This window comes from Nitrospirillum iridis (genome assembly GCF_014205765.1).
In the GTDB taxonomy this organism is placed as follows: domain Bacteria; phylum Pseudomonadota; class Alphaproteobacteria; order Azospirillales; family Azospirillaceae; genus Nitrospirillum; species Nitrospirillum iridis.
In genome coordinates, this window is record NZ_JACIIZ010000001.1 from 529,245 (window position 1) to 543,208 (window position 13,964).

The following is a 13,964-nucleotide window of genomic DNA, read 5'->3' on the forward strand; positions in this document are numbered from 1 at the left end:
AGGGTGGTCATGCGGTTGTTGTTCCTGGGTGACGTGGTGGGCCGCAGCGGCCGTGACGGCGTGATGCGGCACCTGCCGGAACTGCGCAAGGCCCTGGCCCTCGACTTCGTCATCGTGAACGGTGAGAACGCCGCCGGCGGTTTTGGCATCACCGAGAAGATCGCGGCCGAGTTCTTCGCCGCCGGGGTCGATTGCCTGACCACCGGCAACCACGTCTGGGACCAGAAGGAACTGGTGGGCCAGATCGACCGCCTGCCCAACGTGCTGCGCCCGCTGAACTATCCCGACGGCACGCCCGGCCGCGGCGCCTCGCTGCTGGTCACCCGGGACGGGCGGCGCAAGGTGCTGGTGGTCAACGTCATGGCCCGGCTGTTCATGGATGCCCTGGACGATCCCTTCGCCGCGGTGGAGAAGGTGCTGCGCACCTATCGCCTGGGGCCGGGCGGGGCCGACGCCATCGTCATCGACGTTCATGGCGAGGCCTCGTCGGAGAAGATGGCGATGGGCCATGTCTGCGATGGCCGCGTCACCCTGGTGGTGGGCACCCACACCCACACGCCCACGGCCGACACCCAGATCCTGAACGGCCGCACCGCCTATCAGACCGACGCCGGCATGTGCGGCGACTATGACAGCGTCATCGGCATGAAGAAGGAGGCGGCGGTGCTGCGCCTGACGCGCAAGCTGCCGACCGACCGCCTGACCCCGGCGGAGAACGACGCCACCGTCAGCGTCTGCGGCGTGTTCGTGGAGACGGACGACCGCACCGGCCTGGCCGTGCGGGCCGAGGCCGTGCGCGTGGGCGGCCGTCTGTCGCAATCCCTGCCCAAGCTGACCTGACGCCAAGGGCATGTGCCCGCGACCCGCGCCGTTCTCGACTCGTGTCGTTGTCGGCCGCGACCGCGGCCGCCGCAGGTTTCCGGGGAACGGAGTGGACTGGAAACCGAGGAAGCCAAGCCAGCGGATGCTGGCGCCCGGCGTTTGAGGGAATAGTTGAACAGCCTTTCCGGGGAGCGTTGCAGAAACCTCCTTGGCGGCATCGCCGGAATTCCGCCATAAAGCCGCCGTAACCCGGACGGAAAGCACCGCTCCCGTGACAAACCTGTGGCAGGCATTGCCCCAGGGTCTGTCCATGGGCGTGCCTGGTGCCACAACATGTGGTACAAGCTGCCCGGAACACCCCCCGCTCAACCCCATATAGAGTTCAGGGTCCCATGGCTGGACATTCACAGTTCAAGAACATCATGCACCGCAAGGGCGCCCAGGACGTCAAGCGGTCCAAGCTGTTCAACAAGCTTGCGCGTGAAATCACCGTGGCCGCCAAGGCGGGCCTGCCTGACCCCGGGCACAACCCGCGCCTGCGTGCCGCCATCCAGGCGGCCCGCGTGCAGAACATGCCGCGCGACCGCATCGACCGTGCCATCAAGCAGGGCACGCCCGGCGGCGGCGACGACACCAACTATGACGAGGTGCGCTACGAGGGCTACGGCCCCGGTGGCGTCGCCCTGATCGTCGAGGCGCTGACCGACAACCGCAACCGCACCGCGTCGGAAGTGCGCTCCGCCTTTTCCAAGCATGGTGGCACCCTGGGCGAGACCAATTCGGTCAGCTTCATGTTCAACCGTATCGGCCTGATCACCTATCCGGCGACGGTGGCTGATGCCGACACCGTGCTGGAGGCGGCCATCGAGGCCGGCGCCGACGATGTCAGCAGCGATGAGGAGGGCCACTCCATCATCACCGGCGTCGACAGCCTGGGCGAGGTGCGCGACGCGCTGGAAGCCAAGTTCGGCGCGCCGGAAGGCGCCAAGCTGACCTGGCAGCCGCTGAACACCGTGGCCCCGTCGGAAGACGTGGCGCAGAGCCTGCTGAAGCTGATGGACGTGCTGGATGACAGCGACGACGTGCAGAACGTCATCGGCAATTTCGAGCTGTCGCCGGAGCTTTTGGAAAAGCTGGGCTAACCGCCGGGTGCGGGAAAGGGGACGGCGGCCATGGGCGATCGGTCGATCCGCGTGCTGGGCCTGGATCCAGGCTTGCGCAACATGGGCTGGGGCGTCATCGACGTCTCCGGCAACCGGTTGACGCATGTCGCCGACGGGGTCGTGCATTCCGACGACCGGGACGATCTGGCCCGCCGTCTCGTCACCCTGTACGACGGCTTGCAGGACATCATCCGGACCTGGACGCCGGATGAGGCCGCGGTGGAAGAGACCTTCGTCAACAAGAACCCCGTTTCCACCCTGAAGCTGGGGCAGGCGCGGGGCATCGCCCTGCTGGCCCCGGCGCGGGAAGGATTGCCCGTGTCGGAATACCCGCCCAACCTGGTGAAGAAATCCGTGGTGGGCGCCGGCCACGCCGACAAGACGCAAGTGCAGGCCATGGTGCGCATGCTGCTGCCGGGCTTCCAACTGTCCAAGGCCGACGCCGCCGACGCCCTGGCCGTCGCCATCTGCCACGCCCACCACAGCCAGACCCGGCGCCTGGTGGGCGGCATCATGGCGGGGGCCGCCCGATGACCACCCAGGCGGGAGCCGCCCGATGATCGCCAAGCTCAAGGGGCTACTCGACAGCACGGGCCTGGACTGGGCCATCATCGACGTGGGCGGCGTGGGCTATCTCGTTTCCGCCTCGTCCCGCACGCTGCGTCGCCTGGGCGGCACGGGTGAGGCGGTGTCGGTGCTGACCGAGATGTGGGTGTCGGAAGACAAGATGCAGCTGTTCGCCTTCGCCGACGTGGCGGAGCGGGACTGGTTCCGTCTGCTGACCACGGTGCAGGGGGTGGGGGCCCGGGTGGCCCTGGCGGTCCTGTCCGTGCTGTCACCGGAACAGATCGCCCAGGCCCTGATGGCCCAGGACCGGGCCGCCCTGACCCAGGCGGACGGCGTCGGCCCCAAGCTCGCCACCCGCATGATCAGCGAGTTGAAGGACAAGGTGCCGGCCCTGGCGCTGGCGCCCACCGCCGCCGGCACGCCGGCCGGCAAGACGGACGCGGCGGCCGCGCCGCCGGCGGGCAATGGCGCGGTGGCCGACGCCGTTTCCGCCCTGGTCAACCTGGGCTACCGTCGGCTGGAGGCCTTCGCCGCCGTCACGGCCTGTGCCGCGCGCCTGGGGCCCGAGGCGGGCGTGTCCGAACTGATTCGCGCCGGTCTTAAGGAATTGAGCGCATGAGCGGCCCCGCGTCCGGCCCGGACGCCGACCGCCTGGTGAGCCGCGAGCGGGCCGCCGGTGACGGCATGGACGTGTCGCTGCGGCCCCTGTCCCTGGCCGACTTCACCGGTCAGCGCCAGGTGCGCGAGAACCTGTCCATCTTCATCCAGGCCGCCCGGTCCCGGTCCGAACCGCTGGACCATGTGCTGCTGTTCGGGCCGCCAGGCCTGGGCAAGACCACCCTGGCCCAGATCGTCGCCAAGGAGATGGGGGCGGGCTTCCGCGCCACCTCCGGCCCCGTCATCGCCAAGGCGGGTGACTTGGCGGCGCTGCTGACCAACCTGCAGCCGCACGACGTGCTGTTCATCGATGAGATCCACCGGCTGTCGCCGGCGGTGGAGGAAATCCTCTATCCCGCCATGGAGGATTTCCACCTGGACCTGATCATCGGCGAGGGGCCGGCCGCGCGTTCCGTGCGCATCGACCTGCCGCCCTTCACCCTGGTGGGCGCCACCACCCGCTCCGGCCTGATCACCCGGCCCTTGCGCGAACGCTTCGGCATTCCCCTGCGCATGCAGTTCTATGAGCCGGAGGAGTTGCAGTTGATCGTCGGGCGCGCCGCCCGCCTGCTGGACATGCGGCTGCTGCCCGAGGGCGCGCTGGAGATCGCGCGCCGGTCGCGCGGGACGCCGCGCGTGGCGGGCCGCCTGCTGCGCCGGGTGCGCGATTTCGCCGCCGTGGCCGGGGCCACCGAGATCGACGCCCGCGCCGCCGACATCGCGCTGACCCGGCTGGAGGTTGACCGGCTGGGCTTCGACGCCATGGACCGGCGCTACCTCAACTGCATCGCCAACAATTATGGCGGCGGGCCGGTGGGGGTGGAGACGCTGGCGGCCGCCCTGTCGGAACAGCGCGACGTGCTGGAAGAGGTGATCGAGCCCTACCTGATCCAGCAGGGCCTGCTGCAGCGCACGCCGCGCGGCCGCCTGCTGACCGACACCGGCTATCGCTATCTCGGCCTGCCGGCCCCCGTCACCAGCCCGGCGCGCCAGCTGGACATGCTGGGCGCCCCGGAGGTGGACGGGCCGGATGCGGAGGAGGGGCCGGATGTCTGAGGCGCCGAACCTTTCCGGCCAGATGGCGGGCGATGTCCATGTCTTCCCCGTCCGGGTCTATTACGAGGACACGGACGCGGGCGGCATCGTCTATCACGCCAACTACCTGCGCTATGCCGAGCGGGCGCGGACGGAGATGCTGCGCGTGCTGGGGGTGCCCCATGCGGCGCAGGTGGCGGCCACCGGCGTCGCCTTCGCCGTGCGCCGCTGCACCGCCGACTTTCTGGCCCCGGCCCGGCTGGAGGACACGCTGGTCGTGCGCAGCCGCATCACCGGCGTGACCGGCGCGACGATTGTCGCCGAACAGACCATATACCGGCCACAAAGTGGTGGCAGGGTGCCCGCCGGCGCGGCCGAACCGGAGGACCAGGTGCTGGTCCGGCTAAGCCTGAAACTGGCCTGCATCAACGCCCAAGGGCGGGCGGTGCGGGTCCCAACGCCGGTGGCGCAGGCCTTCGCCCGTCTGGGTGCGGGCCGTGACGGCGGCGAGAAGATCAATTCGAAGGGGGACGGCGCGCCGACGGGCGCCCCGTCGGAAGAGTGAGAGTGGCGATGCAGCATCAGATCCTGAATTTCGTGGCCCTGGGCGCCAACCCGGCGGCGGACCTGTCGGCCCTCAGCCTGTTCATGACCGCCAACTGGCTGGTCAAGGCCATCATGCTGGGGCTGCTGGCGGCCTCCGTCTGGGTGTGGGCCATCATTTTCGACAAGTCGATCAAGCTGCGCCGCATGAAGGCCGCCGCCGCCGACTTCGAGGAGCAATTCTGGTCCGGCGGCTCGCTGGACCAATTGTATGAGGAGGTGGGCAAGGCCCCCAGCGATCCGCTATCCGCCACCTTCGCCGCCGGCATGCGCGAATGGCGCCACGCCAACGAACGGGGCCTGACCTCGTCCGGCGCGATGCGCGCCAACCTGGCCCAGCGCATCGAGCGGGTGATGTCGGTGACCGTCAGCCGCGAGATGGCGCAGACCGAACGCTACATCACCGTGCTGGCCACCGTCGGCTCCAACGCCCCCTTCGTCGGCCTGCTGGGCACCGTCTGGGGCATCATGCACAGCTTCACCAGCATCGCCGCCGCCGGCAACACCAGCCTGGCGGTCGTGGCGCCCTCCATCGCCGAAGCGCTGTTCGCCACGGCGCTGGGCCTGGTGGCGGCCATCCCGGCCAGCATCGCCTACAACAAATTCTCATCCGACATCGCCCGCTTCGGTGACCGGCTGGACTCGTTCGTGACGGAATTCAGCGCCATCCTGCAGCGTCACCTGGAAGAGCGGGGCTGAGATGGGCGCGTCGCTGTCGGGTAAGCAGTCCACCGGCCGGGGCCGCCGCCGCGCGCGGCCCATGGCCGACATCAATGTCACGCCCATGGTGGACGTGATGCTGGTGCTGCTCATCATCTTCATGGTCACGGCCCCCCTGCTCACCGTGGGCGTGCCGGTCGACCTGCCCAAGGCCTCGGCCCCGGCGGTGCCGGGGCAGGACGAGCCGCTGGTCGTCTCCATCCGGGAAAACGGCGACGTCTACCTGAACGAGACCAAGACCGACCTGACCGACCTGGTGCCCCGCCTGCAGGCCATCAGCCAGAACAACGCCGACGCCCGCATCTTCGTCCGCGGTGACAAGGCGCTTGCCTATGGCCGCATCATCGAGGTCATGGGGGCGATCAGCAGCGCCGGCTACAAGAAGGTGTCGCTGATTTCGCAGATGCCTGACCAACCCGCCCGCCGCAAGTAGGAAGCCAGACCCAACCCATGCGTCCGGCCGTCATCTTTTCAACCGTCCTGCACGTCGCGCTGCTGCTGCTGGCGATCCTGGGCCTGCCTTTGCTGAAAAGCGAACCGCTGGTCATGTCGGAGCCGGTGGCGGTGGAGATGGATATCAGCGAGCTGACCAACACGACGGTCAAGGAAACGGAGAAGCCGCAGCCACCCGCGCCCAAGGCGCCGGAGCCGCAGCCCGACCCCACCCCGCCCACGCCCCCGCAGCAAGCCCAGGCGGAGCCCACGCCCCCGCCGCCGGAAAAGGTGCCGGAACAGCCGACTCCGCCCGAGCCCCCCAAGCCGGAACCACCGAAGCCGGAGCCGCCCCCGCCGCCCAAGCCCGCGCCGCCGCCGGAGCCCGAGGCCCTGCCCATCAAGAAGATGGAGGTGCCGAAGGTGGAGGAGCAGAAGACGGCGGAGTTGGAGCAGCCCAAGCCCGTGCCCAAGCCCGATCCGAAGCCTGAGCCGCCCAAGCCCGAACCCAAGAAGCCCGAGCCGCCGAAGAAGGACGTGCCGTCCCTGGACAGCATCCTGAAGAACGTGGACAAGCTGAAGGAAGACAAGCCCAAGGAGACGGCGAAGGACACCCCGGCCAAGGACACGCCGAAAACACCGCAGACCTCGGCGGCGCAGCCTCAATCCGACCATCTTTCGGTGTCAGAGCAGGACGCGTTGCGCTCGCAATTGGCGGGATGCTGGGCTGTGCCGGCCGGTGGCAAGGATGTGGACAAGATGAGCGCCGATATCCGCGTCACCTTCGACAGTTCCATGCATGTCACCAAGGTGGATTACGTGAGCGGCAACGGCGCGCTGTCCAACCCGACGTACCGCAGTTTCGTGGAGAGCACCCTCCGCGCGCTGCAGAAAGATCAATGTTCGACCTTGCGCCTGCCCAAGGAAAAGTACGGCGGGGCCGGGTCCATCGTGTTCACGTTCAGCCCGAAGGACATGTTCTGATGCCCACGCGACAGACGCTAACCGCCCTAAGGCGCGCCATCGCCCTGGCCGCCGTGCTGTTCCTGGCGGCCGCGGTTCCGGCCAAGGCCGAACTGCATCTCGACATCAGCAAGGGGACGGTCGAGCCCCTGCCCATCGCCGTCACCCAGTTCTATGGCGAGCCGGTGGGCCAGCAGATCGCCAATGTGGTCGAGGCCGACCTGGAGCGGTCCGGCCTGTTCCGGCCGTTGGACCACCGGGCCTTCATCCAGACGCCGGACCAGTTGGCCAATGGCCTGCCCCGCTACGGCGACTGGAAGGTCATCAACGCCCAGGCGCTGGTCAGCGGCACCGCCGCCGTCCAGCCCGACGGGCGGCTGAAGGTGGAATTCCGCCTGTTCGACGTGCTGGCGCAACAGCAGCTGACCGGCCTGGCCTATTTCACCCAGCCGGACGGTTGGCGCCGCATCGCCCACATCATCGCCGACGCGATCTACAAGCGCGTGACGGGCGAGGATGGCTATTTCGACACCCGGATCGTCTACATCGCCGAATCGGGTCCGGCGACGACGCGGCAGAAGCGCCTGGCCATTATGGACCAGGATGGCGAAAACAACCTGTATCTGACCGATGGCCGGGTCCTGGTGCTGACCCCGCGCTTCTCGCCGACGGCTCAGGAAATTACATACCTGAGTTACTTCAACAACAAACCTAGGGTATATATCTTCAACGTGGACACCGGCCGGCAGGAGGTTTTGGGCGACTTCCCGGGCATGACCTTCGCCCCGCGCTTCTCGCCGGATGGCAACAAGGTCATCATGAGTCTGGCCCAGAATGGCAACACCGACATCTACCTGCTGGACCTGCGGACCCGTCGCCAGACCCGCCTGACCGACAATCCGGCCATTGATACCGCTCCCTCTTTCTCTCCGGACGGAAGTAAAATTACTTTCGAATCCGATAGAGGGGGCAGTCAGCAGATCTATACGATGAATGCTGACGGCACGAATGTTCAGCGTATTACTTTCGGTGCTGGTAAGTATGGTACCCCGGTATGGTCGCCTCGCGGTGACCTCATCGCCTTCACACGGATCAACGGCGGCCGGTTCTCAATCGGCGTGATCCGCCCCGATGGTTCCGGTGAAAGGGAATTGAGCACCGGTTACTTGGTTGAGGGCCCAACCTGGGCGCCCAACGGCCGTGTCCTCATGTATTTTAAGGAGAAGCCGGTGGGGGAGGGCGGTCGCCAGCGTCAGGTCCGCCTCTACTCCATCGACCTCACCGGCCGCAACGAACGGCAGATGCTCACGCCCACCGACGCGTCCGATCCCGCTTGGTCGCCCTTGATTCCGTGAGTGCGCCACAGTACTTTCGCAGCGCAAGAGCGACGTAAGGCTTGTCGGTCTACAGAGACGGGAATAAGTGACGGCGGCGGCTTGACAGCCGCCGCCGTCGCCTCACTTCAATCGAGATCGCGGTCGCGAAAATATCAATCCCACTTTTAAGTTGTCCGTAGGGGGTCTCAAACTATGCGCATGAAATACCTGAGCCTGTGTGCGGCTCTCGCCCTGGTGGCCGCTTGCTCCTCCACGCCGGAGAAGAAGGTCGACGTCGCCGCCGCCAGCACCGCCACCACCACCCCGACCGCGCCGGTCCAGAAGCCGACCGGCCCGGTCCCGGGTTCCAAGGAAGACTTCGTGGTCAACGTCGGTGACCGCGTGTTCTTCGGTTATGACAAGTTCGACCTGACCCCCGAAGCCACCGCGACCCTGGACAAGCAGGCCGCCTGGCTGAAGAAGTACGGTTCGGTCACGATCACCGTTGAAGGTCACGCCGACGAGCGCGGCACCCGCGAGTACAACCTCGCCCTGGGTGAGCGCCGTGCCAACGCCGTGAAGAACTACCTGACCGCCCTGGGCGTCGACCTGGCCCGCGTGCAGGTGATCAGCTACGGCAAGGAGCGTCCCGCCGTCCTCGGTTCCAACGAGGCCGCCTGGGCGCAGAACCGTCGCGGCGTGACGGTCATCAACTGATCTACCCCATCAGGGTAGCCGGTTAAGGGGGCGCCGTCTGACCTGAGGGTCGGGCGGCGCCCTTTTTACTTGGCGTATATTACCTAAGGGCAGGGTAATATTGCTTTTGAGGTAGCGTGCGCGGCCGACGCGTCCGAAGCCAGGGCGGCTCTCGCCGGGTTTGTCCGCAAGCGGCGGCACGCGCAAAGGCGATTCCGCCCTTGCCCGATCTGCTCTAAGGTCGCGCGGGGCGGGACGCGTGGCGCCGGCCAAGCTTATCGCCCCGTCCCCCGATGACTCTTTTCCCCGGAATCGCCCCATGACGCCGTCGCTGACGTCCCTGACCTCCCCCCATTTGCCGCGCCGCAACATCCGCTGGCGGGGCTGGGCCGCCGTGTGCGCCATGGCCATGGTGGTGGCCGCCCCGTTGCTGATGCCCACACCGGCCGGCGCGCAGAGCCGGGACATGCAGGACCTGCTGAATCGCCTGTCGCGCCTGGAAACGGATGTGCAGACCCTGTCGCGCGACGTTTACCGCAACGGCGTGAAGCCCACCGGCCCGATGACGGGCGTTCCCGGCGGTGGCGGCTCGGCCGCCGCCGGCGAGCTGGAGGTGCTGAAGCTGCAGATGGAAACCCAGACGCAGCAGCAGACCGGCAAGTATGAGGAGCTGGCCTATCAGGTCTCCCAGATCAAGGAACGGCTGGACAAGCTGTCGGCCGACATCGACCTGCGGCTGCAGAAGCTGGAGGACAAGGCCGGCATCGGCCTTGGGGCGTCGATGAATGGGGGGGGCGCTGACGCTGGCGGGTCGCCCCCGGCCGACCTGAAGGGCGGGGCCAGGCCCCTGCCGCCGGCCGCCGACACCGGTGCCGTCTCCGGCCCCGCTTCCGGCGGCGCCAAGGGCCCGGCGATTTCAGCGGCCCCCGCCGACGCTGGCGGCCCGCTGCCGGCTGGCCCGGCCCAGGACCAATACGACTACGCCTTCAATCTGCTGCGCCAGGGCGACGCCCCCAACGCGGAGAAGGCCTTCAGCCAGTTCCTGAAACAGAATCCGGATAACCCGCTGGCCGCCAACGCCCAGTACTGGCTGGGGGAGACCTTCTACATCCGGGGCAATTTCAAGGCCGCGGCCGTGGCCTTCGGCGATGGCTACAAGAAGTATCCGAAGAGCAACAAGGGCGCGGACTACCTGCTGAAGCTGGCCATGTCGCTGGACAGCCTGGGCGACCGGCCCAGCGCCTGCGTGGTGCTGAAGCAGCTGGACGCCGACAAGGACGCCGCCCCCACCGTGAAGCGCCGGGGCGAGGACCAGAAGAACCGCCTGGGCTGCAAGTAGGACCCGGAGGGGCGCCATGGGTGATGGCCGGGCGCCCCCTGTCTCTTCTCCCATGACGAATGCCGGCGAGTCGCGGGGGACGGCCCTCAATGAGGCGCTGTTCGCCCGCCTCATGGCCCCGCTGGGCCCGTATGAGACGGCGCCCGTCCTGGCTGTCGGCGTGTCCGGCGGTCGCGACAGCCTGGCGCTCACCCTGTTGGCCGACCGCTGGGCGCGTGCCCGGGGGGGCCACGTCATCGCCTTCACCGTGGACCACGCCTTGCGCCCGGAGTCGGCGGCGGAGGCGGCACAGGTCGGCCATTGGTTGGCTGGCCGGGGCATTCCGCACACCACCCTGACCTGGGAAGGCCCCAAGCCGGCCACGGGGCTGCAGGCGGCGGCGCGGCAAGCCCGTCACGATCTGCTGGCGGCGGCCTGCCGGGCGCGCGGAATCCTGCACCTCTGCCTGGCCCATCATCGTGAGGATCAGGCGGAAACCGTGGCATTGCGGCTGGAAGGGGGGAGCGGCGCCGATGGGCTGGCCGGCATGGCGGCGGCGCGGGCGCTGGCCGACGTGCGGCTGTTGCGCCCCCTGCTGCCGGTCAGCCGCGCCGACCTGGGCGCCACCTGCCGCGCCTTCGGACAGCCCTGGATCGACGACCCGTCCAATCTCATGACCCGCTATGCCCGGGGCCGGCTGCGGCGCGAGGGCTTGGCGCGGCCCGTGGACGATCTGCTGGCGCAGGCGGCGGACGCCGGCCGGGCGCGGGCGGCGCTGGAAACGGCCGTGGCTGTCGCCGTGGCCCACCATGTCATGTTGGCGCCGGAGGGCTATGCGGTGGTCGCGGCCGACGCGCTGGCGCGGCTACCCCGGCCGGTCGCGTCGCGCATGCTGGCGGGCCTGGCGGCGGCTTTGGGGGGCCAGCCCTATGCGCCCGCCTCGGCGGCGGTGGGGCGGCTGCTGGCGGCCTTGCCCGGCCTGTGGACGACGGATGGCGGATCGCTGGCCCTAACGCTGGCCGGCTGCCAGGCCCGGCGCCTGGCCGGCGCCGGCGGCCGGCGGCTGTTGCTGTTGTTGCGCCAGGCGGGACGCATGGCCCCGCCGGTGACGGTGTCCGGGGGCGGCGCCCGCTGGGATGGCCGCTTCCAGGCGGTGGGGGCGGCGGGCGCCGGTTTGACGCTGGGCGCCCTGGGAACGGTGGACGCGCGCCGGCTGGCGGCGTCGGATGGGGTGGCGTTCGCGCGCCTGCCAAAGCCGGTGTGGCCGACCCTGCCGGCCTTTCGGCGCGGGGAAACACTGGTGGCGGTGCCACATCTGGACTGGGCGGTGGAGCCGCTTCGCCCGCCGCCGGCTCTGCCAGGGCGGGGGGAAACGTGGCCGCGGCTGGCTTTCCGCCCGCTGTCGCCGGTGGCTCCCTCCCCGTTTTTGCCAACGGTGGAGGCCGGTCTAGACGTGATGGCAGTTGTCTCTGACGCCGGCGTCATTATCTAATGCAAACGGTCCCTGTGGTTTGATGCCGGATATGTGCGAAAACCACCGGGTGGGCTGAGGCCCCCGCCATCGAGACCGGCCATGACGGCCGGGTGGCAGGGCCCAGTTGGTCGAGGAAAGGCTGAGAGACGTGAACAACTTCGGTAAAAATTTGGCGCTGTGGGCTTTTATCGGCGTCCTGCTGTTCGTGCTGTTCAACCTTTTTCAGACTTCCACCAATCGGACGACTCAGGCCAGCATCCCTTTCAGCGAGTTGCTGGAGGAGGTTGAGCGCGGCACGGTCGCCGATGTCACCATCAAGGGGCCCCAGGTCACGGGTCATTACCGCGACAACCGCACCTTCTCGACCTATGTGCCGCCGGAAAGCAACCTGGTGAGCCGCCTGGCCGACAAGAACGTGAAGATCACCGCGGTGCCCGACGACAGCGGCAACCCAACGCTGTTCAGCATCATCCTGTCCTGGCTGCCCATGCTGGTTCTGATCGGCGTCTGGATCTTCTTCATGCGCCAGATGCAGTCCGGCGGCGGCAAGGCCATGGGTTTCGGCAAGAGCCGCGCCCGCCTGCTGACCGAGAAGGTCGGCCGTGTCACCTTCGACGACGTCGCCGGCATCGACGAGGCCAAGCAGGAGCTGGAAGAGATCGTCGAGTTCCTGAAGGACCCGCAGAAGTTCCAGCGCCTGGGCGGCAAGATCCCGAAGGGCGTGCTGCTGGTGGGCCCGCCGGGCACCGGCAAGACGCTGACGGCCCGCGCCGTGGCGGGTGAGGCCAACGTGCCCTTCTTCACCATCTCCGGTTCCGACTTCGTGGAAATGTTCGTCGGCGTCGGCGCGTCCCGTGTCCGCGACATGTTCGAACAGGGTAAGAAGAACGCCCCCTGCATCATCTTCATCGACGAGATCGACGCGGTCGGCCGCCATCGCGGTGCCGGCCTGGGCGGCGGTAACGATGAACGTGAGCAGACCCTGAACCAGCTGCTGGTGGAGATGGACGGGTTCGAGGCGAACGAGGGCGTCATCCTCATCGCCGCCACCAACCGTCCCGACGTGCTGGACCCGGCCCTGCTGCGTCCCGGCCGCTTCGATCGCCAGGTGGTCGTGCCCAACCCTGACATCCTGGGCCGCGAGAAGATCCTGAAGGTCCATATGCGCAAGGTGCCGCTGGCCCCCGACGTGGACGCCCGCACCATCGCCCGCGGCACCCCCGGATTCTCCGGCGCCGACCTGGCCAACCTGGTGAACGAGGCGGCGCTGCTGGCGGCCCGCGGCGGCAAGCGGGTGGTGGGCATGGCCGACTTCGAGAACGCCAAGGACAAGGTCATGATGGGCGCCGAGCGCCGGTCCATGGTCATGACCGAGGAGGAGAAGCGCACCACTGCCTATCATGAGATGGGCCACGCCCTGGTGGGCATCTACATGCCCAAGGCCGATCCCCTGCACAAGGTGACCATCATCCCGCGCGGCCGCGCGCTGGGTGTGACCATGGCCCTGCCGGAACGCGACCGGTACTGCTGGGAAAAGGTCGAGATGGAAAGCCGCCTGGCCGTGCTGTTCGGCGGCCGCATGGCGGAAGAGTTGGTGTTCGGGCCGGAGCGCGTGACCACCGGCGCGTCCAACGACATCATGAAGGCGACCCAGATGGCCCGCGCCATGGTCACCGAATACGGCATGTCCGACCGGCTTGGCCGGGTGCGCTACAGCGCCAACGAGCAGGAGGTGTTCCTGGGGCACAGCGTGACCCAGCAGCAGAACATGTCCGAGGCGACGGCCAACATCATCGACCAGGAAGTCCGTCGCATCATCGAGGAGGCCGAGGGCAACGCCCGCCGCATCCTGACGGAGCATATGGACGACCTGCACAACACCTCCAGCGCCTTGCTGGAGTATGAGACGCTGTCGGGTGACGAGGTGCGCGCCCTGCTGCGCGGCGAGTCGATCGTGCGGCCCGAGGCCAACGACACGCCCAAGGTTCCGCCCCGCGGCGTCGGTCGGCGCACCTCGGTGCCGACCACCGGCGGGACGCCCAGCGCCGAGGGTGGCCCGTTCTCGCCGGAGCCGCAGCCCGGCACCTGATAGCGCTTGGTATCTAGTTTCCGAAACCCCCGGTCGCCCTGGCGCCCGGGGGTTTCGTCTTTTCGGGGCGGGCTCCATCGCCCGCGCGGCTGGCCTGCCGCCAGCGGGG

The 13,964-nt window shown here is 68.4% G+C and carries 14 protein-coding genes; all 14 read left to right on the forward strand.

Going from position 1 to position 13,964, the window contains the following annotated elements:
• The first annotated feature begins 9 nt into the window (after window positions 1–9).
• The 14 genes from FHS74_RS02325 to ftsH all read left to right on the forward strand — a co-directional run bounded on the left by FHS74_RS02325 (window position 10) and on the right by ftsH (window position 13,855).
• Complete coding sequence (locus FHS74_RS02325) at window positions 10–840, forward strand: TIGR00282 family metallophosphoesterase (protein ID WP_184797063.1); 831 nt, start codon at window positions 10–12, stop codon at window positions 838–840.
• A gap of 374 nt (window positions 841–1,214) precedes the next feature.
• Window positions 1,215–1,964, forward strand: a complete 750-nt coding sequence (locus tag FHS74_RS02330; protein ID WP_184797065.1) for a YebC/PmpR family DNA-binding transcriptional regulator — start codon at window positions 1,215–1,217, stop codon at window positions 1,962–1,964.
• A 30-nt stretch (window positions 1,965–1,994) separates the two neighbouring features.
• Entirely contained in the window at window positions 1,995–2,519 is a 525-nt protein-coding gene (gene ruvC / locus FHS74_RS02335; RefSeq protein WP_211106037.1) for a crossover junction endodeoxyribonuclease RuvC, read from the forward strand.
• A gap of 22 nt (window positions 2,520–2,541) precedes the next feature.
• The gene (ruvA, locus tag FHS74_RS02340; protein ID WP_184797067.1) at window positions 2,542–3,171 is read left to right on the forward strand and encodes a Holliday junction branch migration protein RuvA; all 630 of its coding nucleotides are present in this window, start codon (window positions 2,542–2,544) and stop codon (window positions 3,169–3,171) included.
• Window positions 3,168–4,265: a Holliday junction branch migration DNA helicase RuvB gene (gene ruvB / locus FHS74_RS02345; RefSeq protein WP_184797069.1), complete on the forward strand. Its 1,098-nt coding sequence runs from the start codon at window positions 3,168–3,170 to the stop codon at window positions 4,263–4,265. The genes ruvA and ruvB overlap by 4 nt, the downstream gene beginning before the upstream one ends.
• Window positions 4,258–4,809: a YbgC/FadM family acyl-CoA thioesterase gene (locus tag FHS74_RS02350; RefSeq protein ID WP_246462858.1), complete on the forward strand. Its 552-nt coding sequence runs from the start codon at window positions 4,258–4,260 to the stop codon at window positions 4,807–4,809. The genes ruvB and FHS74_RS02350 overlap by 8 nt, the downstream gene beginning before the upstream one ends.
• Window positions 4,810–4,817: 8 nt before the next feature.
• Window positions 4,818–5,546 carry a protein TolQ gene (gene tolQ / locus FHS74_RS02355; protein ID WP_184797071.1) on the forward strand — a complete coding sequence of 243 codons (729 nt, stop codon included), beginning with the start codon at window positions 4,818–4,820 and terminating at the stop codon, window positions 5,544–5,546.
• 1 nt (window position 5,547) lies between these two features.
• Entirely contained in the window at window positions 5,548–6,000 is a 453-nt protein-coding gene (gene tolR / locus FHS74_RS02360) for a protein TolR (RefSeq protein WP_184797073.1), read from the forward strand.
• A 17-nt stretch (window positions 6,001–6,017) separates the two neighbouring features.
• Window positions 6,018–6,983, forward strand: a complete 966-nt coding sequence (locus FHS74_RS02365; protein WP_184797075.1) for a hypothetical protein — start codon at window positions 6,018–6,020, stop codon at window positions 6,981–6,983.
• Complete coding sequence (gene tolB / locus FHS74_RS02370; RefSeq protein ID WP_184797077.1) at window positions 6,983–8,317, forward strand: Tol-Pal system beta propeller repeat protein TolB; 1,335 nt, start codon at window positions 6,983–6,985, stop codon at window positions 8,315–8,317. Before FHS74_RS02365 ends, tolB begins: the two co-directional genes overlap by 1 nt.
• Window positions 8,318–8,491: 174 nt before the next feature.
• On the forward strand, window positions 8,492–8,995 hold the full coding sequence (gene pal / locus FHS74_RS02375; protein ID WP_184797079.1) for a peptidoglycan-associated lipoprotein Pal: 504 nt from the start codon (window positions 8,492–8,494) through the stop codon (window positions 8,993–8,995).
• A 298-nt stretch (window positions 8,996–9,293) separates the two neighbouring features.
• Window positions 9,294–10,313 carry a tol-pal system protein YbgF gene (gene ybgF, locus FHS74_RS02380; protein ID WP_184797080.1) on the forward strand — a complete coding sequence of 340 codons (1,020 nt, stop codon included), beginning with the start codon at window positions 9,294–9,296 and terminating at the stop codon, window positions 10,311–10,313.
• 52 nt (window positions 10,314–10,365) lie between these two features.
• Complete coding sequence (gene tilS, locus FHS74_RS02385; protein WP_184797082.1) at window positions 10,366–11,784, forward strand: tRNA lysidine(34) synthetase TilS; 1,419 nt, start codon at window positions 10,366–10,368, stop codon at window positions 11,782–11,784.
• A 130-nt stretch (window positions 11,785–11,914) separates the two neighbouring features.
• The gene (ftsH, locus tag FHS74_RS02390) at window positions 11,915–13,855 is read left to right on the forward strand and encodes an ATP-dependent zinc metalloprotease FtsH (RefSeq protein WP_184797084.1); all 1,941 of its coding nucleotides are present in this window, start codon (window positions 11,915–11,917) and stop codon (window positions 13,853–13,855) included.
• Window positions 13,856–13,964: the final 109 nt, after the last annotated feature.